Origin of the sequence: Pseudomonas sp. WS 5079 (genome assembly GCF_012985465.1) — a bacterium.
Classification (GTDB): domain Bacteria; phylum Pseudomonadota; class Gammaproteobacteria; order Pseudomonadales; family Pseudomonadaceae; genus Aquipseudomonas.
Genome location: NZ_JAAQWN010000007.1, coordinates 91,292 through 109,820, shown reverse-complemented (window position 1 = coordinate 109,820; position 18,529 = coordinate 91,292). Strand labels below are relative to the sequence as shown.

The 18,529-nt window shown below is 61.3% G+C and carries 21 protein-coding genes and 1 pseudogene; 11 read left to right on the top strand and 11 right to left on the bottom strand.

Features of this window, described 5'->3' with window-relative positions; genetic code table 11:
* Nucleotides 1-50: 50 nt before the first annotated feature.
* Entirely contained in the window at nt 51-311 is a 261-nt protein-coding gene (locus HBO05_RS19315; RefSeq protein WP_057444205.1) for an accessory factor UbiK family protein, read from the bottom strand.
* A gap of 420 nt (nt 312-731) precedes the next feature.
* Here HBO05_RS19315 and glnK point away from each other — a divergent pair, with 420 nt between their 5' ends.
* From glnK to sutA, 4 genes and pseudogenes are all read left to right on the top strand, one after another.
* Nucleotides 732-1,070 (top strand): P-II family nitrogen regulator, encoded by a 339-nt coding sequence (glnK, locus tag HBO05_RS19310; protein ID WP_172313737.1) that lies wholly within the window; start codon nt 732-734, stop codon nt 1,068-1,070.
* Between the two features lie 34 nt (nt 1,071-1,104).
* The gene (locus HBO05_RS19305; protein WP_029289659.1) at nt 1,105-2,442 is read left to right on the top strand and encodes an ammonium transporter; all 1,338 of its coding nucleotides are present in this window, start codon (nt 1,105-1,107) and stop codon (nt 2,440-2,442) included.
* Nucleotides 2,443-2,693: 251 nt separating this feature from the next.
* A pseudogene (locus tag HBO05_RS19300) lies at nt 2,694-2,855 on the top strand (YjbQ family protein); the annotation flags it as partial.
* 103 nt (nt 2,856-2,958) lie between these two features.
* Nucleotides 2,959-3,282 (top strand): transcriptional regulator SutA, encoded by a 324-nt coding sequence (gene sutA, locus HBO05_RS19295; protein WP_169955390.1) that lies wholly within the window; start codon nt 2,959-2,961, stop codon nt 3,280-3,282.
* A 110-nt stretch (nt 3,283-3,392) separates the two neighbouring features.
* Here the strand turns inward: sutA and HBO05_RS19290 are convergent, their stop codons facing one another.
* The 6 genes from HBO05_RS19290 to HBO05_RS19265 are packed head-to-tail and all read right to left on the bottom strand — an operon-like array spanning nt 3,393 to nt 7,978.
* Nucleotides 3,393-4,088, bottom strand: coding sequence for an HAD-IA family hydrolase (locus tag HBO05_RS19290; protein ID WP_172313735.1), 696 nt, complete (start codon nt 4,086-4,088; stop codon nt 3,393-3,395).
* Nucleotides 4,085-4,984 carry a tyrosine recombinase XerC gene (gene xerC / locus HBO05_RS19285; RefSeq protein WP_170042082.1) on the bottom strand — a complete coding sequence of 300 codons (900 nt, stop codon included), beginning with the start codon at nt 4,982-4,984 and terminating at the stop codon, nt 4,085-4,087. The genes HBO05_RS19290 and xerC overlap by 4 nt, the downstream gene beginning before the upstream one ends.
* Before the next feature lie 2 nt (nt 4,985-4,986).
* Nucleotides 4,987-5,712 (bottom strand): DUF484 family protein, encoded by a 726-nt coding sequence (locus HBO05_RS19280; protein WP_169955387.1) that lies wholly within the window; start codon nt 5,710-5,712, stop codon nt 4,987-4,989.
* 13 nt (nt 5,713-5,725) lie between these two features.
* The gene (dapF, locus tag HBO05_RS19275) at nt 5,726-6,556 is read right to left on the bottom strand and encodes a diaminopimelate epimerase (protein WP_169955386.1); all 831 of its coding nucleotides are present in this window, start codon (nt 6,554-6,556) and stop codon (nt 5,726-5,728) included.
* A 3-nt stretch (nt 6,557-6,559) separates the two neighbouring features.
* Entirely contained in the window at nt 6,560-7,807 is a 1,248-nt protein-coding gene (gene lysA, locus HBO05_RS19270; protein WP_172313733.1) for a diaminopimelate decarboxylase, read from the bottom strand.
* 9 nt (nt 7,808-7,816) lie between these two features.
* A complete protein-coding gene (locus tag HBO05_RS19265) occupies nt 7,817-7,978 on the bottom strand; it encodes a lipoprotein (RefSeq protein WP_038444426.1) in 162 nt (53 codons plus the stop codon).
* A gap of 239 nt (nt 7,979-8,217) precedes the next feature.
* Here HBO05_RS19265 and cyaY point away from each other — a divergent pair, with 239 nt between their 5' ends.
* The 3 genes from cyaY (at nt 8,218) to rnk (ending at nt 9,325) form a co-directional block, all read left to right on the top strand.
* Nucleotides 8,218-8,550 carry an iron donor protein CyaY gene (cyaY, locus tag HBO05_RS19260; RefSeq protein ID WP_038444425.1) on the top strand — a complete coding sequence of 111 codons (333 nt, stop codon included), beginning with the start codon at nt 8,218-8,220 and terminating at the stop codon, nt 8,548-8,550.
* Nucleotides 8,551-8,552: 2 nt separating this feature from the next.
* Nucleotides 8,553-8,771, top strand: a complete 219-nt coding sequence (locus tag HBO05_RS19255) for a DUF1289 domain-containing protein (protein ID WP_092232081.1) — start codon at nt 8,553-8,555, stop codon at nt 8,769-8,771.
* A gap of 143 nt (nt 8,772-8,914) precedes the next feature.
* Entirely contained in the window at nt 8,915-9,325 is a 411-nt protein-coding gene (gene rnk, locus HBO05_RS19250) for a nucleoside diphosphate kinase regulator (protein WP_169955383.1), read from the top strand.
* Here the strand turns inward: rnk and HBO05_RS19245 are convergent.
* From HBO05_RS19245 to HBO05_RS19235, 3 genes are all read right to left on the bottom strand, one after another.
* Nucleotides 9,322-12,162, bottom strand: coding sequence for a class I adenylate cyclase (locus HBO05_RS19245; RefSeq protein WP_169955382.1), 2,841 nt, complete (start codon nt 12,160-12,162; stop codon nt 9,322-9,324). The two genes, rnk and HBO05_RS19245, sit on opposite strands and share 4 nt — an antisense overlap.
* 168 nt (nt 12,163-12,330) lie before the next feature.
* Nucleotides 12,331-12,585 carry a TIGR02647 family protein gene (locus HBO05_RS19240; RefSeq protein WP_169955381.1) on the bottom strand — a complete coding sequence of 85 codons (255 nt, stop codon included), beginning with the start codon at nt 12,583-12,585 and terminating at the stop codon, nt 12,331-12,333.
* 149 nt (nt 12,586-12,734) lie between these two features.
* A complete protein-coding gene (locus HBO05_RS19235) occupies nt 12,735-13,019 on the bottom strand; it encodes a hypothetical protein (RefSeq protein WP_057440482.1) in 285 nt (94 codons plus the stop codon).
* Between the two features lie 126 nt (nt 13,020-13,145).
* On the opposite strand from HBO05_RS19235, the gene HBO05_RS19230 reads away from it, so the two are divergent.
* Nucleotides 13,146-13,808 (top strand): glutathione S-transferase, encoded by a 663-nt coding sequence (locus HBO05_RS19230; RefSeq protein ID WP_170042084.1) that lies wholly within the window; start codon nt 13,146-13,148, stop codon nt 13,806-13,808.
* Between the two features lie 167 nt (nt 13,809-13,975).
* On the opposite strand, the gene argH is transcribed toward HBO05_RS19230, so the two are convergent.
* On the bottom strand, nt 13,976-15,370 hold the full coding sequence (argH, locus tag HBO05_RS19225) for an argininosuccinate lyase (protein ID WP_169955380.1): 1,395 nt from the start codon (nt 15,368-15,370) through the stop codon (nt 13,976-13,978).
* 552 nt (nt 15,371-15,922) lie between these two features.
* Between argH and HBO05_RS19220 the strand changes: the two genes are divergently transcribed.
* From HBO05_RS19220 to HBO05_RS19210, 3 genes are all read left to right on the top strand, one after another.
* Nucleotides 15,923-16,669, top strand: coding sequence for a LytTR family DNA-binding domain-containing protein (locus HBO05_RS19220; RefSeq protein WP_169955379.1), 747 nt, complete (start codon nt 15,923-15,925; stop codon nt 16,667-16,669).
* A gap of 137 nt (nt 16,670-16,806) precedes the next feature.
* Nucleotides 16,807-17,748, top strand: a complete 942-nt coding sequence (hemC, locus tag HBO05_RS19215; protein WP_170057545.1) for a hydroxymethylbilane synthase — start codon at nt 16,807-16,809, stop codon at nt 17,746-17,748.
* On the top strand, nt 17,745-18,512 hold the full coding sequence (locus HBO05_RS19210) for a uroporphyrinogen-III synthase (RefSeq protein WP_170057546.1): 768 nt from the start codon (nt 17,745-17,747) through the stop codon (nt 18,510-18,512). The genes hemC and HBO05_RS19210 overlap by 4 nt, the downstream gene beginning before the upstream one ends.
* Nucleotides 18,513-18,529 lie beyond the last annotated feature (17 nt).

Sequence of the window (18,529 nt, the reverse complement as noted above, 5' to 3'; positions counted from 1 at the left end):
CAGGTAGACAGCCATCGCCGGCAAGCCGGCTCCTACAGGGGGCAGGGTGGTTATTCCTGGGGTGGATTCAACCGCGCTTCCAACTCTGCCACCTTCGCCTCCAGGCTCTCCAGGCGTGCTCGGGTGCGGGCCAGGACTACCATCTGGCTGTCGAATTCTTCCCGGCTGACCAGGTCCAGTTTGCTGAACCCGCTTTGCAGCAGTGCCTTGAACTGGCTTTCGATTTCATTGCGAGGCAGCGGGGTCTCGCCGCTGAACAGGCGAGAGGCGTGGCCGCTCAGGGCGTCGAGGAGGTCTTTGGGCGCGAGCATGGGAAACATTCCGGAAAACAGTTGGCCGGCAGTGTATCACGCAGCGCCTATAGTCTTTTCCCAGTGCTCTGCGCACGCTTTTCGCGCATTGGCCCGAATGTGGATGCACTGTTTTTGTGCGTATGTGGGCTGCTACACCGGCCCACTGCTCGGTGTGAGCGGGCAACGGATTGATTTCAGTGATTTTTACGGAGCTGGCAAGGTTTCTGCTTAGACGATCATGACCCATGCACTGATGCAGTCGCTGTGACGAATGCAGTGCGCTGACGGACCAGGGTACATGTTTCGTCACCAACGGTTAGCTGGCGTCGCCAAGGCAATTGCCGAGGCGACGATGCGTTACAAAGCCAGGCACTGCGCTTAGACTTGAGACGGGTTTGTTTTCCTGGGGCAAGTCCACCAATTCGGGAGAGAGTTTTCATGAAGCTAGTCACTGCCATCATCAAGCCGTTCAAGTTGGACGATGTACGCGAGTCACTGTCCGAGATCGGCGTGCAGGGCATTACCGTCACTGAGGTCAAAGGCTTCGGTCGGCAGAAGGGTCATACCGAGCTGTATCGCGGCGCGGAATACGTAGTCGATTTCCTGCCGAAGGTGAAGATTGATGTCGCCATTGACGACAACGATCTTGATCGGGTTATCGAGGCGATAACCAAGGCGGCCAACACCGGCAAGATCGGCGACGGCAAGATCTTCGTGGTCAATCTGGAACAGGCTATTCGCATCCGTACCGGCGAAACCGATACCGACGCAATCTAAGCCGCCAAACCCCAACGCCCCAGGAGAAAACAATATGACTCTGCGTAAATTCGCAGGGCTAGGAGCCCTGTTGTCCATCGTAATGCCCAGCCTGGCCATGGCGGCAGACGAAGTGGCGGCTCCAGTCCTCAATTCCGGCGACACTGCCTGGATGCTGACAGCCACCGCACTGGTGCTGTTCATGACCATCCCTGGCCTGGCGCTGTTCTACGGCGGCATGGTCCGCTCCAAAAACATTCTTTCTGTGATGATGCAGTGCTTCGCCATTACCGGTCTGATCAGCATTCTGTGGGTCGTCTACGGCTACAGCATTGCGTTCGACACCACCGGCATGGAGCAGGGCGTCGTCAACTTCAACTCGTTCTTCGGCGGCATGGGCAAGGCGTTCCTGGCGGGTGTCACACCGTCCAGCATCACTGGGCCTGCGGCGCTGTTCCCGGAAGCGGTGTTCATCACCTTCCAGATGACCTTCGCGATCATCACCCCGGCGCTGATCGTCGGTGCGTTCGCTGAACGCATGAAGTTTTCCGCCATGCTGCTGTTCATGGCCATCTGGTTCACCCTGGTCTATGCGCCGATCGCGCACATGGTCTGGAGCGGAAACGGCGGCCTGATGTGGGACTGGGGCGTGCTGGACTTCGCTGGTGGCACCGTGGTGCACATCAACGCCGGTGTGGCTGGCCTGGTGGCGTGCATCGTGCTCGGCAAGCGTAAAGGCTACCCGACCACGCCGATGGCCCCGCATAACCTGGGCTACACCCTGATCGGCGCGGCGATGCTGTGGATCGGTTGGTTCGGCTTCAACGCCGGCTCTGCTGCTGCGGCCAACGGCACGGCGGGCATGGCGATGCTGGTGACCCAGATCGCTACCGCGGCTGCGGCACTGGGCTGGATGTTCGCCGAGTGGATTACCCACGGCAAACCAAGCGCCCTGGGCATCGCCTCGGGTGTGGTCGCCGGCCTGGTGGCCGTTACTCCGGCCGCCGGTACCGTGGGCCCAATGGGCGCCCTGGTGATCGGCCTGGCGTCTGGCGTGATCTGCTTCTTCTGCGCCACCAGCCTCAAGCGCAAGCTGGGCTACGATGACTCCCTGGATGCCTTCGGCGTGCACGGTGTTGGCGGGATTGTCGGGGCGATCCTCACCGGTGTATTCGCGGCGCCGATCCTGGGTGGCTTCGGCACGGTGACCGATATTGCCGCACAGGTCTGGATCCAGGCCAAGGGCGTAGGCTTTACCGTGATCTACACCGGTATCGTGACCTTTGTGATTCTCAAGGTGCTGGACTTGACCATCGGCCTGCGTGTGACCGAAGAGGAAGAGGCCGTTGGCCTGGACCTGGCGGAACACAACGAACGTGGCTACAACTTGTAAGAACCTATGAAAAAAACATGCCCGGCTTGCCGGGCATTTTTTTGTCTGGTATTTGCCTGTGGTGAAAGCGTGTGAGAATTTTTGTGTCGAGTTTGTGATCGGATCCACACGGTACTTTTCAGTGTGCGAATGTCTTACAGGCATGTAGGCGTATTCGGCACTTTGTTTTTTCCCAGAGCGCGCTAGAATGCGCGCCGATGGGCGCAGAACTGTATACATCGGCAGACCCTGATTACCCTGCGGGCCAAGCCCCGGGTCATTTCAAGGGCAGCCTTTCGGCTCGCCAACTGAGTTTGCCGGTCACGGCCGGCCATTTGGCAATGGGCACATGGCAAGGCGTTTATCTGGGCGAGCAGCGTGATCATGGCGGTGCTCGTAACGTCCTCGGCACCTTGCACGGTGACGGGGCATAAGCCACTGGTTATCCGGTGGACGTTGATTTTTTTCCGGCAGCCTTCGACAGATGGTGAAGCTGGGCTATAACTAATCTGCTTTTCGCAAGTCATGAGGTAGAACATGAGCGACGATGATCTGGAAAACGACGACCTCGAAGTAGGTGACGACGAAACCGAAGAAGGTCTTGAGGCGGCTGCCGAAGACGTAGCTGACGACGACGGCGGCGATGACGCGCCGGCCCCGACCGCCAAGGGCAAGGCCAAGGCTGCTGTGTCGGTTGATGAGTTGCCGAGCGTTGAAGCCAAGAACAAAGAGCGCGATGCGCTGGCCCGCGCGATGGAAGAATTCCTCGCCAAGGGCGGCAAAGTGCAGGAAGTCGAGGCCAACGTGGTGGCAGACCCACCGAAGAAGCCGGACAACAAGTACGGCAGTCGGCCTATCTGAGGCCGGTTACTTGCTTGCTGAAAAAGCCCGCCGTCGCTGCGGGCTTTTTCATGCCTGAGACAAATGGCCAGTGCCGCAAACCCATGTGGGAGCTGGCTTGTCGGGTCGCGTTATTTCCAGCTGTGGAGCAGCGAAGGCAGCTCGCTCAAGCTGCGAATCTGCGCATCCGGCAATTTCTCGCCTTCCCAAACCTTGCCCGCCGGGTTGAACCACACCGCCCGTAACCCCGCCTGCTGCGCCCCGGCGATGTCATCGCCCGGATGGTCGCCAATATGTACCGCCGCACTGGCATCTACCCCACCTCGCTGCAACGCTTCCTGAAACAAGCGCGCATCCGGCTTGGCGATGCCGATATCTTCGGCCCTCAGGGCAAAGTGGAAGTAATCCGCCAGGCCCACGCGCTGGACATCGGCATTGCCATTGGTGATCACCCCCAGCAGGAAGTGCTGGCGCAGGGCTTGCAGCATCGGCTCAGCTTCCGGGAAGACCGTGAGCTGGTGCCGCGCATGAATAAACGCTTCAAAACACACATCGGCCATTTCCGTGGCCTGCGGCTGTGGATAACCGGCCTCTTCAAAGGCGTGCATCAGCACCCGGTGGCGCAGGATGCTGATCCGGTGCTTGAGTTCGGGATGACGTTGCAGTACGTGCTGGCGCAGGCTGGCGAAATGCTCCAGGGGCAGGTCGCCGACCTTGGACGCATGGGTCGCCAGCCAGTGGCGCATCGACGCTTCGGCGCTGATGATGACGGGGACGTTGTCCCACAGGGTATCGTCCAGATCGAAGGTGATTAGCTTGATGCTCATGAGTCGCCGCCTTTAACGCGTTTGGCCCGTGGATGGGCGCTGTCGTACACCGTCGCCAGGTGCTGGAAGTCCAGGTGGGTGTAGATCTGGGTGGTCTTGATATCCGAGTGGCCGAGCAGTTCCTGCACGGCGCGCAAGTCTTGTGATGACTCCAGCAGGTGACTGGCAAAGGAGTGGCGCAGCATGTGCGGATGCAGGTTCTGCCCCAGTTCCCGCTCGCCGGCGGCCTTGACCCGCAGCTGAATGGCCCGTGGCCCGAGGCGTCGGCCTTGCTGGCTGACAAACACCGCATCGTCCGGCGGGTTGGCCAGGGCTCGTAGGGGCAGCCATACCAGCAGGGCGTCGCGGGCTTTTTTGCCAATGGGCAGCACGCGGGTCTTGCTGCCTTTGCCGTGCACTTGCACCAGGCCATCGGCCAGGTCCAACTGCTCGAGGTTGAGGCTGGTCAGCTCCGACAGCCGCAGGCCCGAGGAATAGAACAGCTCCAGGATCGCCTGGTCGCGGTGCGCCAGGAAGTCATCCTCGACCGCGCCATCGAGCAATTGCAGGGTGCGGTCGGCATCCAGGGTTTTGGGCAGGCGGCGCTCACCCTTGGGCGGTGCCAGGCCGTTGGCCGGGTCGTGATCGCACAGGCCTTCGCGGTTGAGGTAGTGATACAGGCCACGCACCGCTGACAGCAGGCGCGCCAGGCTGCGGGAGGATTGGCCTTGCTGGTGCAGGCGCGCAACCAGGCTGCGCAGGCCCTGGATATCGAGGGCCTTCCAACTGCCGATCTGTTGTTTCTGGCAGAACGCCAGGACCTTGTTCAAGTCCCGCCGGTAGGCTTCCAGCGTATGGGGAGACACCTGGCGCTCGCTGCGCAGGTGAGCGCAGTAGGCGTCCAGTTGTCGTTCCATGGCTAGCGCACCGCGCGCAGGGCGCTGGTGAAGCGTGGCAGGCTGCGGCTCAACACTTCGGCAATGTAGGTCAAGAACAGCGTGCCCACGGTGCTTTTGTAGTGCTGCGGATCACGGCTGGCGATGGCCAGGACACCGTGCAAGCCTTGATGGCTGAGGGCGACCACGGCAGTCGAGCCGATCTGCACGCGCTGGTCTTCGCCAAACAGGAAGTCCAGCTCATGCTCGCGCAGGGTGCCGCTGATGGTCTTGCCTTCCGACAACAGGCCGCCGATGGCGGTCTGTGCGTCGCTGCCCTTGACCCAGCGCCCGACCGGCATCGGGTTGTCACTGAACAGGATCAGGCTGACAAACGGCACCTGGAAGTCCTGGCGCAGGCTGTCTTCGACGGCAATGGTCAGGTCTTCCAGGCTGGCGGCATCCAGCAGCGCCAGGATCAGGCGGCGGGTCTTGTCGAACAGGCGGTCGTTGTCGCGGGCCACGTCCATCAACTGTGAGAGCCGATGGCGCATTTCGATATTGCGCTCGCGCAGGATCTTCATCTGCCGCTCCACCAGCGACACGGTATCGCCGCGCTGGTGAGGGATGCGCAGGGCCGGCAGCAGCTCGTCGTGTTCGACGAAGAAGTCCGGGTTAGCCTCCAGGTAAGCGGCGACGGCCGCTGCCTCCAGGCTTTCGCAAGGGGATCCTTCGGGCTGCTTGGCGGGTGCCTGGGGCTTATCGGTCATTAGCGAGTCGCTCTCATAGACGGACCTGTCCTTCGTATACACGGGATGCCGGGCCGGTCATCTTCACCGGTTGGCCTGGGCCTGCCCATTCGATGGACAGGCGTCCACCAGGCAGGTCGATCAACAGTGGCGAATCCATCCAGCCCTGGCTGATCGCCGCCACGGCGGCGGCGCAAGCACCGGTGCCACAAGCCTGGGTTTCCCCGGCGCCGCGTTCCCAGACCCGCAACTGCGCGCGGGAGCGGTCGATGACCTGCAGGAAGCCGACGTTGACCCGTGCCGGAAAACGCGGGTGATGTTCGATCTTCGGGCCCAACTCATGCACTGGCGCATTGTTGATGTCGTTGACCCGCAGCACTGCATGGGGGTTGCCCATGGACACGGCGGCCACCTCGACCACGGTACCGTCGACATCCAGCGGATAGCTCAACGCCTGGGCATCAGCCACGAACGGAATATCGGCCGGTACCAGGCGCGGGGCGCCCATGTCGACGCTGATCTGGCCGTCGCTGCGGATATCCAGCTCGATAATGCCGCTTTTGGTCTCGACGCGAATCTGCCGTTTGGCGGTCAGGCGCTTGTCCAGCACGAACCGCGCGAAGCAGCGCGCACCGTTGCCGCATTGCTCCACTTCGGAACCGTCGGAGTTGAAGATCCGGTAACGGAAATCCACCTCCGGGTTGCTCGGCGCTTCGACGAGCAGCAGTTGGTCGAAGCCGATGCCGGTATGGCGGTCGCCCCACAGTTTGGCGTGCTTGGGCAGGATATGCGCGTGCTGGCTGACCAGGTCAAGGACCATGAAGTCATTGCCCAGCCCGTGCATCTTGGTAAAACGCAGCAGCATGGCTTACTCCGGCAGCAGGCTTTCGCCAGCAAACAACTCGGCTACCGTCTCGCGGCGACGCACTTCAAACGCTTGATCACCGTCCACCAACACTTCGGCGGTACGCCCGCGGGTGTTGTAGTTGGAACTCATGACAAACCCATAGGCACCGGCCGAATGCACGGCCAGCAGATCGCCTTCTGCCAGGGCCAGTTCACGGTCCTTGGCCAGGAAGTCACTGGTCTCGCAAATCGGGCCGACGATGTCATAGGTGCGCGGCGCGCTGTCGCGCGGGCGCACGGCGCTGACATCCATCCAGGCCTGGTACAGGGCCGGGCGGATCAGGTCGTTCATCGCCGCATCGACGATGGCGAAATCCTTGTGTTCGGTGTGCTTGAGGTACTCGACCTGGGTCAGCAGTACGCCTGCATTGGCAACGATGTAGCGGCCCGGCTCGAATATCAGCTTCAGGTCGCGGCCTTCGGTGCGCTCGCGTACGGCCTTGACGTAGTCGGCCACCAGCGGCGGCTCTTCGTCGCGATAACGCACGCCCACGCCACCGCCCAGATCAATGTGGTGCAGGTAGATGCCGCACTTGCCGAGGCGATCGATCAGCGCCAGCAGGCGGTCGAGGGCATCGAGGAACGGTGGCAGGCTGGTCAGTTGCGAGCCGATGTGGCAGTCCACGCCCAGCACTTCCAGGTTCGGCAGTTGGGCGGCGCGGATGTACACGTCTTCGGCGTCGGCAATGGCGATGCCGAACTTGTTCTCTTTGAGACCGGTGGAAATGTACGGGTGCGTGCCGGCATCCACGTCCGGGTTGACGCGCAGGGAAATCGGCGCACGCACGCCCATCTCGGCGGCCACCACTTGCAGGCGCTCCAGCTCGTCGGTGGACTCGACGTTGAAGCAATGCACGCCGATTTCCAGGGCGCGGCGCATGTCTTCGCGGGTCTTGCCGACACCGGAGAACACGATTTTGTCAGCCTTGCCGCCCGCGGCCAGTACACGCTCCAGCTCGCCACGGGACACGATGTCAAAACCAGCGCCCAGGCGCGCCAGGACATTGAGTACACCCAGGTTGGAGTTGGCTTTTACTGCATAGCACACCAGGCTTGGCGTACCCTCCAGTGCATCGGCAAAGGTGCGGTATTGCGCTTCGATATGCGCTCGCGAGTACACATAGGTCGGGGTACCGAAGCGTTCGGCAATCGCGGACAGCGCCACGTCTTCCGCGAACAGCTCGCCGTCCCGGTAGTTAAAAGCGTCCATGAAATTCCCTTAGTAGGTGTCGTGCTTGTGCGCTTTGGATTGCGACGTTTGCGCCTGTTCATTCGGGTCTTTGCTGTCATCGGGCAGGTACAGCGGGCCTTTTTGACCACAGGCACTGACGAGGCAAGCGACCGCGACGAGCGCAGCAAGGGAAGAGATCAGGCGCTTCATGGCTAAATCCTTGAATATGCATTAATTGCGCCCGAGTATACCGACCACCCGCCAGCTTGCCTATGCGCCGGGACACCCGTCCGGCGGGGCTTTGCCGAGTATGTCGTGATGTGGCCTACATCCCGTCGGGATAATTCGCACGGCTGGTGGGAATGAAATCGGTATCCTTTGCAATCATCATGGCGCCTCCGTATCGTGCGGCGCTTGAGCGTGAGTAGACACTTTTTGAGGTTCCCACCATGAGTTTGACCGAAGCCCGCTTTCACGACCTGGTCGATGCGACCCAGCAAGCGCTGGAGGATATTTTCGACGAGAGTGGCCTGGACGTGGATCTGGAAAATTCTGCAGGCGTGTTGACCGTCAAGTTCGAGAACGGCAGCCAATTGATCTTCAGCCGCCAGGAGCCGCTGCGCCAGCTGTGGCTGGCCGCGCGTTCCGGAGGGTTTCACTTCGACTACGACGAAGAAGAAAAGCGCTGGTCGAACGACACCAGTGACGAGCTGTTGAGCGAAATGCTTGCACGCATCACCCTGGAACAAGCCGGCGTCGAGCTGGACTTCGACGAGATCTGATCGTGACCCAGCCCGCGCCCGCCCGCCCGCCCAAGCCGCTGTTCAGCAATGTCAGCCCGGCTGTGCCGTCACCTTGTATCAGTTTGTGTCGGCTGGATGAGCAAAAAGTCTGCCTTGGCTGCTTCCGGCATGTGGAAGACATCCGGGAATGGCGCTCCGCCGACGATCAGCGGCGCCGCGTGATCGTCGCCCAGGCCGAGCAACGCAAGGCTGGCGCCTGACCTTCAGGCCGGCCCATCTTGTTTATTTGGTGTGCTGTGGTAGTGTCCGGGTATACCTCAACTCATCGAGGTCCGTGAGAACCCCGCCGTTTATTGGCGGGGTTTTGCTTTTTTGTGCAGAAAAAAAGGAGTCTGCCGCAATCATGACTGCACCTTCCATCATCCTCACCCGTCTCGATGTGCAACGTCTTGAGCAACTGATCGACCGTATGGACGACAAACTGCCAGGCGTCATCGCCCTGCAAGCCGAACTTGACCGCGCCGAAGAGGTGGTTGGCCACGATGAAGTGCCTGCCGGTGTCGTGACCATGAACTCCAGCGTGCATTGCCGTGAGCAAAGCAGCGGCAAGGACTATCACCTGACCCTGGTCTACCCCAAGGACGCGAATGCCGACGAAGGCAAGATCTCGATCCTGGCCCCGGTGGGTAGTGCGTTGCTGGGCCTGCAAGTCGGCCAGCATATCGATTGGCCTGCTCCGGGCGGCAAGACCCTCAAGCTTGAGCTGCTGAGTGTCGAAGGCCAGCCGAAGGACGGCGGCGCATTCGCGCTCTAAACCTCATTCAAGGCCTGGTTGAGCGCCTGCTCCAACTCGGCTTTGTAGCGCAGGTACAGATTGCTTGGGCTTTGAACATCACCGAGTAGGCCGGATAGGTCCAAATCGGTGATGTAGCAACGATAGCGCTCGGTTTCCCGGCGTTGCCCGACGATCTCTTGGGCGACCACAGCAAACAGCTGGTCGCCAAACTCCAGTTCGCAAAACTCCCGCTGATTGCAGTACAGGGTAATCCCCACCTGGCCTGGCGCACCCTTGCCGATAATCGCCTGCACGTCGTAGAACGGTTTGTTGGCCGGAGTCTGCGGCGCAGGCCGTGGCTCGACCCGACGGGTACGGCCGCCTGCCGATGGCAGCAGTTGGTAATACAGCGTCTGCACCGCCCCCAGTGGCTGCTGCGGGTCCAGCGGTGACAGCGCGTCCCGTCGATAAATGATCGATTGCAGGAAGCGCTGCAAAGGCGCGAGCAAGCTCTGCTCATCATGAAACGGCAGGCGCTGTTGCCAGAGGGCGTTGAACTCGTCGAGTACGTACAGCTCGGCGAAGCCGTCGTTGATGCGGTAGAACACCTGCACACAATCGGCCTGGCCCATGGGCAGCAGTGCTGCCAGGTCGTGGTCTTCCAGGGCCATGGCATCCAGGTGCAACGGGCTGTAGCTGGCCAGCTCCTCGCTGAGGTAGTCCACCAGCGCCTGCTGGCTGGGCAATGACACGTGATTGGCTTGCCCCGGTGCCAGCTCCATGACGTGATAGTGCTGTTGTACCTGGATCAGATAGCGGTGGTTGAGCTGGCTGAGCATCAGGTTTTGCGCGGTATCGAAAATCTCTTCGACCCGCTGGGCAATGAACTGCGCACGGTTGTGACAGAAACAACGCACCCGCAGCCGCGGCAATCGGTCATGCGGTAACTGATTCAGGTAATCGCGCAGGCAATCGAGCAGGGCGTGGGGCCCCTCGTAGCGGCTGACCATCACCTCGTTCCAGCTGTTGAGCGTCACCTGGTCCAGGGTCAGCACCAGGTTTTCCCTGACGCCGGCGTAACTCAGGGAGTCGGTGCGCTCGGTGGTCATCAGGATATTCAAGTCACGGTGATGCTTGAGGGGGTCGACGCCGACGTTGATCAGCAACAGCACCTCCTCGGGTATCGCCGTACGCAGCAGGCGTTCTTCATCGACCGTGGCCAGGGGCAGGGCGACAGTCTGTTGCAGGCTGCCCAGCAGGTTGAACAGCTCGAATTCGCTCAAGTCGCTGGTGCCGGGGTGCAGGGCCAGGCGTGTGCTGCTGTCGATCACGCCGTTGCGATGGCACCAGGTGAGCATCTCCAGCAGGTCGCGGCTGCGTTTGATCGGCGCAAAGTGCTCCCATTCCAGGGCGGTCAGGCTGCCGTTGTACAGGCCCCAATGAAACTGACCCGGCTCCTTGCGATTGGGCGAATGAACCAGGGTGAGGGTGTCTTCGGCCAGGTCCGGAGCAATCCCTGGGTTGATGAACTCGACCTTGCCGGCCTTGCGTTCGAAGGCCGCGTACAGGCGCCGGCCCAGCACATTGAGGTCGCGCTTGTTGATCAGGCTCACGGTCTGTTCGGTGCGTGCGAACTGGGTCAGGAAGCGATAACTGTAATTGAGCTCATTGACCAGGGCCCGGCGCTCGGACGCGACCTGGCGCACTTTCCATTGACTGCGGCTGTCGAGCAGGGCCAGTTGCCGCTGGTCCCAGCCCCATTCATTGGCCAGGCGCTCCAGCAGTGCGCGCTGCCAACCGATGGTGCGCTGGCCGGTGGTGAGCTTGCGGTTGACCTTCAGGTACAGGCTGCGCCGCACCAGTTCCAGGCGTTCGGGTTCGTTGCGGCTGCGCAGGTATTCCTCGATGCGGCGGTAGACCACGATATACGGGTCCAGCTCATCCAGATCCAACTGGTTGGCGAACACTGCGCGTTTGAAACGCAGGCTCAGGCACTGCACCTTGGGGTGTTCGCTGGCATACACCTCGGTCAGCAACAGCTTGAGCACCGACTTATAGGGTGACTCGATGCCCTTGAACAGCTGCCACAGGCCGGCGCCGATGAATTCCCCAGGTGGAATATGGGCCAGGTGCCCGAGGTCGAGGGTTTCGTCGGCGCGGATAAAACGTTTGGAAATCAGCGTGTGGGTAAATTCGGCGTAGCGCGCTTCTTCGTAGACCGGTACCAGCCACCAGATCGGCGTGCGCCCGGCCAGCCAGATGGCGGTGCGGTAGAACTCGTCGAGCAACAGATAGTGCTGGCTGGTGCCACAGTCATCCGAACTGAGCTGGGTATCGCGACCGCCCTGTGCAAAGCGGCTCGGTTCGATCAGGAAAAAATGCGCTTCGGCGCCCATGCCCAGGGCCCAGGCTTCCAGCAGTTGGCATTTTTTGCGCAGCTCGCCCAGCTCGGCCTCGCTCAGGTCGGCGGCGTGGCACACCCACACGTCCATATCGCTCTGGTCAGCCTGGGCCAACGTGCCGAGGCTGCCCATCAGGAACAGGCCGTGGATCGGGGTGGGCGGGTTGCCATGGCGTGGTTTGTAGGAAAACGAGCGGGTCAGGCGCTGGGCTTCGGCCAGGACCTGGGCATCCGGTTCAAAATTCGCCAAGCCGGCCGGCGTACTGCCCGAGACATAGCCCGGCAGCAGCGGGTGATTGACGTGGAAAAACAGCGGCAGCAGCGCCAGCACGCTTTGCTGGCGCGGCGTCAGGCCTTCGACGGCGCGGGCCATGCGGCCGGCATTGAGGGTCAGGAAACGCGAGCGCAGTTGGGCCAGTACCTTGCGGTCAATGCCTTCATCCAAGTCAGGGCGGATTTCATGGGTACTGGTCATGTCGAACTCAACGGCTCGCAGGGCCCGGCGTGGGCAGCCGTGTAGGAGTTTACAGACAGAATCGTAGGAGGTTTAAGGGGAATTTGTTTTTGACGTCAGAATTTTATCGTGCACACGGGAATGCCCGCGGAATCCGTGAACAGAGGATCCCGTGGGCGATACGGTGGATCAGGCGGCTTCTTTGGTGGTAGCGGTAGTCAGAATTGTCAGCAGTGTTTGCGCTTGTTCTGCCGCGTCGCGGCCCAGGCTGGTCAGGTAGCCGCCATCTGGCTGGTCGATCAGTTTTTTCTCGAACAGGCGTTTGGCAGCAGCAATGGCAGTGGGAGCGGCGGTCTGATGGACTTTCAGGCCTTCCTGGATATTGCCCAGGTTAAAAAGTGCAAGGATTTCCAGTTCGGCAACCAACTCAGGGGTATACGACATAAGGACTCCAGACGTTCTAGGAATTGTCAGACGCTAGCAGCCCCTAAGGTGAACGTACTTGGGCGAACTGTCCAGTGCGATATGGGCACAGGGGAGGCAAGCCGCACTCCTGTAGGAGCCAGCTTGCCGGCGATGGCGGTTCCAGGGGCCTACTGGTTTTCCGGCGGCAGCTCTGGCAGTGCGCGCAGGGCGGTTTCATACCAGTCGGTGTTGAACGGCCGGTCTTCTTCCAGCATCGCGTCGATTTCCACGGCCAGCACATGGGCCATCAGGTTCAGGATGTCTTCGCGCTCGTAACCCACCAGGGTCAGCTTGTTGAACGTGGCCTTGGCCGCGGGCGGGTTGTCGCTTTCGATCTGGTTTTCGATCGCTTGGGTCAGTGTGGATTCGGCGAACTCTTCGTCGTCGTTGTCGATATCGGTTGGCTCGCTCATGGCTGCCTCCTGTCAGGAAAGGGCGCCAGTCTACCTCCATTCAGCCAGGTGATGCTGCTGGTCAGGCGGCGCATCACGTTCTATAACCTACCCAGCCAACCCCCTGCACGGCCTGGAGGCTTTGTGATGCTCAAGCTCTACGGATTTTCGGTCAGTAACTACTACAACATGGTCAAGCTGGCGCTCCTGGAAAAAGGCCTGCCCTTCGAGGAAGTGGCTTTTTATGCCGGGCAAACCCCTGAAGCCCTGGTGGTGAGCCCGCGCGGCAAGGTGCCGGTGCTGAAGGTCGAGAGAGGTTTTATCAACGAAACCAGCGTGATTCTCGAATACCTCGAACAGACCCAGTCGGGCCCGGCCCTGCTGCCAGGCGATGCATTCCAGCGCGCCCAAGTGTTGGCGCTGTGCAGGGAAATCGAGTTGTACATCGAACTGCCGGCCCGCGCTTGTTATGGCGAGGCGTTCTTTGGCATGACGGTACCGCAGGCGATCAAGGACAAGGCCAAGGCCGAGTTGCTGTTGGGGATTGCATCACTGGGCCGGCACGGCAAGTTCGCGCCGTATGTGGCGGGGGAGAGTTTTACGCTTGCCGATCTGTATTTTATGTACAGCGTGGACTTGGCGTGTGCGGTCGGTGGGAAGCTGTTTGGCCTGGATCTGCTGGCTGAGTTGCCGAAGGCCAAGGCCTTGCTGAAGAAGCTGCAAGACCTGCCCAACGCCCAGCGAGTGGCGGCGGACAAGGAGGCGGCGATGCCAGCCTTCATGGCGATGGTCGCGGCGAAGAAGTCATAAATGTGGGAGCGGGCTTGTGTGGGAGCTGGGCTTGCCCGCGATGCAGGCACCTCGGTGTGTCAGTGACACTAAGGTGATGTTATCGCAGGCAAGCCAGCTCCCACATTTTGACCGAGTTAAATTGAAGGCTCTGGTCAAAGGTGGGAGCTGGCTTGCCTGCGATGCTTTTAGCGGCTGGCGAGCAGGGCCTGGCCGCGCACCACGGCTGCCTTGACCTGGGCCGGAGCCGTGCCGCCGATATGGTTACGGGCATTGACCGAGCCTTCCAGGGTCAGCACCGCGAACACATCCTGCTCGATCTGGTCGCTGAACTGACGTAGCTCTTGCAGGCTCATTTCCGCCAGGTCCTTGCCGGTGTCCACGCCGTACTTCACGGCATGCCCGACGATTTCATGGCAGTCACGGAACGGCAGGCCACGGCGCACCAGGTAGTCCGCCAGGTCAGTGGCGGTGGAGAAACCGCGCAGCGCCGCTTCACGCATGATCGCGTGCTTGGGCTTGATCGCCGGGATCATGTCGGCAAATGCGCGCAGCGAGTCGCGCAGGGTGTCGGCGGCGTCGAACAGCGGTTCCTTGTCTTCCTGGTTGTCTTTGTTGTAGGCCAGGGGCTGGCCCTTCATCAGGGTCAACAGGCCCATCAGTGCGCCGAATACACGGCCACTTTTACCGCGCACCAGCTCCGGCACGTCGGGGTTTTTCTTTTGCGGCATGATCGAACTGCCGGTGCAGAAGCGGTCCGGCAGGTCGATGAACTGGAACTGTGCACTGGTCCACAACACCAGTTCTTCGGAGAAACGCGACAAGTGCATCATCGCGATGCTGGCTGCTGCACAGAACTCGATGGCGAAGTCGCGATCCGATACGCCGTCCAGGGAGTTGCCGCCCACGGCGTCGAAACCCAGCAGTTGCGCGGTGTACTCGCGGTCGATCGGGTAGGTGGTGCCGGCCAGGGCCGCGCTGCCCAGAGGCATGCGGTTGGCGCGCTTGCGGCAGTCGACCAGGCGCTCGTAGTCGCGGCTGAGCATTTCGAACCAGGCCAGCAGGTGGTGGCCAAAGGTCACGGGTTGTGCGGTCTGCAGGTGGGTGAAGCCGGGCATGATGGTGTCCGATTCACGCTCGGCCTGCTCCAGCAGACCTTTTTGCAGGCGGGTGATTTCGGCCAGGATCAGGTCGATTTCATCGCGCAGCCACAGGCGGATATCGGTGGCCACCTGGTCGTTGCGGCTGCGCCCGGTGTGCAGCTTCTTGCCAGTCACGCCGATGCGGTCGGTAAGACGCGCCTCGATATTCATGTGCACGTCTTCAAGGTCCACGCGCCAGTCGAAGGTGCCAGCCTCGATTTCGCCACGGATGGTGGTCAGGCCATCGATGATGCTGTCGCGCTCGGCATCGGTCAGCACGCCGACCTTGGCCAGCATGGTGGCGTGGGCGATCGAGCCCATGATGTCGTGGCGATAGAGGCGCTGGTCGAAATTGACGGAGGCGGTGAAGCGCGCGACGAAGGCGTCGACGGGCTCACTGAAGCGGCCGCCCCAGGACTGGTTGGTCTTGTCGGTGCTCATGGATTCGCTCGTGATCTGCTTAAAAGAGGGCATGAAAGTGTGCCGCCGATAATAACAGGGTTGTCCGTGGAGGCGTTGATACGCCGCGTCGGCATTTTTATTTGTTTGATGGGTGGCAAAGTGCCTTGCCGTTGGCCGCGTCCGGGATGAGACTGGAGGCGGGAGTGAACGCGGGGGTTTAAACCGGTCGGTTCCTGAGGTAAACAAAGGGTGTTTATTGAGACGATATTTGACGATTGAGCAATGTCGCCTTCGTGAGCGTCTACAGTTGCACTGACAGGGGTGCAGTGCACCAATGCCAGGCGATGAGGTCGAACTCCAGGCTAACCTTAAAGTAGAGGGGGTGTTCATATTGAGTATCAGCAAACCCTATGACGATGCCCTGCGGTATCGGGTTTTGGGCGGTATTGAACAGGTCCGGGTAAATATTGGTGTCGCTCTCGGGGCACTTTTTGCCGCTCACGCTAGTCTTAGCGTGGATCGCCGTGACGGAAGTCACCGCACCTGTCTACGCTATCCTTGTGCGAGACTCACGCAGGAATCCAGCGCAATATGAATGTCCTGATCGTTGATGACGAACCCCAAGCCCGCGAGCGACTGAGCCGTATGGTCAGTGAACTCGAGGGATACACTGCCCTTGAACCGAGCGCGTCCAGTGGCGACGAGGCATTGACCTTGATCGACAGCCTGAAGCCGGACGTGGTGCTCCTCGATATCCGCATGCCGGGCCTTGATGGCCTGCAGGTCGCCGCCCGCTTGAGCGAGCGCGAGTCGCCGCCGGCGCTGGTGTTATGCGCCAGCGACGAGGAGTTTTCTGCCGAGGCCCTGGAGGCCAGCGGTGTCAGCTTCCTGGCCAAGCCGGTATCAGCCGATGCCCTGCTCAAGGCCTTGAAGAAAGCCGAGCGGCCCAATCGCGTGCAACTTGCCGCCCTGACCCAGCCCGCGGCGCAAAGTGGCAACGGCCCCCGCAGCCATATCAGTGCCAGGACTCGCAAGGGCATCGAGCTGATTCCCGTGGACCAGGTGATTTATTTCATTGCCGATCACAAGTACGTGACCTTGCGTCACGAGCACGGTGAAGTGCTGCTCGATGAGCCGCTCAAGGCCCTGGAAGACGAATTTGGCGAGCGTTTCGTGCGTATCCACCGCAACGCGCTGGTGGCCCGCGAACGCATCGAGCGTCTGCAGCGCACGCCCCTGGGCCATTTCCAGCTGTTCCTCAAAGGGCTCAACGGCGACGCATTGATCGTCAGCCGGCGCCACGTCGCAGGCGTGCGCAAGATGATGCAGCAGCTTTAGCCCGAAGGCTGTAGCGACCTGCATGCCCCAATTGCGGTGCGCTGCGGCCAGGGAGGCCCCGCACTTGCTGATTCAAATCAAGGCGGTTCTGCCTGAGCTGTTATTATCTGCCGTATCTATTCAGTACGGATTGATCCATGTCCTCTCGCGAAATCCGCATCGCCACCCGTAAAAGCGCCCTGGCCTTGTGGCAGGCCGAATACGTCAAAGCCCGCCTTGAGCAAGCCCATCCTGGCCTCACGGTGACCCTGGTGCCCATGGTCAGTCGCGGCGACAAGCTGCTCGACTCGCCGCTGTCGAAAATCGGTGGCAAGGGCCTGTTCGTCAAGGAGCTGGAAACCGCTCTGCTGGAGAACGAAGCCGACATCGCCGTGCACTCGATGAAAGACGTGCCGATGGACTTTCCCGAAGGCCTGGGCCTGTATTGCATCTGCGAGCGTGAAGACCCGCGCGATGCCTTCGTGTCCAACACCTACGCCTCCCTCGATGAATTGCCGCAGGGCAGCATCGTCGGCACCTCCAGCCTGCGTCGCCAGGCCCAGTTGCTGACCCGTCGCCCGGACCTGCAGATCCGCTTCCTGCGGGGCAACGTCAATACCCGCCTGGCCAAGCTGGATGCCGGCGAGTACGACGCGATCATCCTGGCGGCGGCTGGCCTGATTCGCCTGGGCTTTGAAGACCGCATCACCTCGGCCATCAGTGTCGAGGACAGCCTGCCGGCCGGTGGCCAGGGAGCAGTCGGTATCGAATGCCGCACCGCAGACCGGGAAATCCAGGCGCTGCTCAAGCCTCTGGATCACCACGACACTGAGGTTCGTGTCACCGCCGAACGCGCCCTGAACAAACACCTCAACGGTGGCTGCCAGGTGCCGATTGCCTGCTACGCGGTACTTGAGGGTGAGAACCTGTGGCTGCGCGGCCTGGTGGGCGACCCTGACGGTGGTTTGCTGCTCACCGCGCAAATCCGCGGGCCACAAGCCGAAGCCGCGAGCCTGGGCGTGCAGGTAGCCGAAGAACTCCTGGCAAAAGGCGCCGGCGCCATTCTGCAAAAAGTCTATGGCGAGGCCGGTCCGCAGTGACCGGCTGGCGTGTGCTGCTGACGCGGCCTGCCGAGGATTCGGCAGCCTTGGCGGCCTCGTTGTCCGAAGCCGGTATCTTCAGCAGCAGCCTGCCGTTGCTGGAAACCCAACCCTTGCCCATCACTGCTGAACACCGGGCGGTTTTTCAGGGCCTGGATCGCTATTGTGCGGTGATCGTCGTGAGCAAGCCGGCCGCACGCCGGGCGTTGCACTTGCTTGATCAATACGCGCCAGCAGTGCCGGCCTTGCCGTGGTTCAGCGTTGGTGCGGCAACGGCCCAGGTCCTGGCTGAGCATGGCCTTAACGTGAGCTACCCCGAGCTTGGGGATGACAGTGAGGCCTTGCTTGCATTGCCCAGGTTGCGCGAGGCTGTCGCTGTTGACCATGCGCGGGTATTGATCCTGCGCGGGCAGGGTGGGCGAGAGCTGCTGGCTGAGCGTTTGCGCGGCCAAGGTGCTAGTGTCGATTATCTGGAGTTGTATCGTCGGTTTCTGCCGGCCTACGACCCGGATGTGCTCGCCCAACGCATTGCAGTGGAACGCTTGAACGGCCTGGTGGTCAGCAGTGGGCAGGGTTTTTTGCATCTGCAAGGCCTCGCCGGTGCCCATTGGCCACGCGTGGCCCAGTTGCCGTTGTTCGTGCCCAGCCCACGAGTCGCCGAAATGGCGCGGGCGGCGGGCGCGGAAAAAGTTGTGGATTGCCGTGGTGCCAGTGCCGCGGCTTTGCTAGTGGCGTTACGGAGCCAGCCCGTTCCCACTCTCTAATAACGCAAAGGATGGAC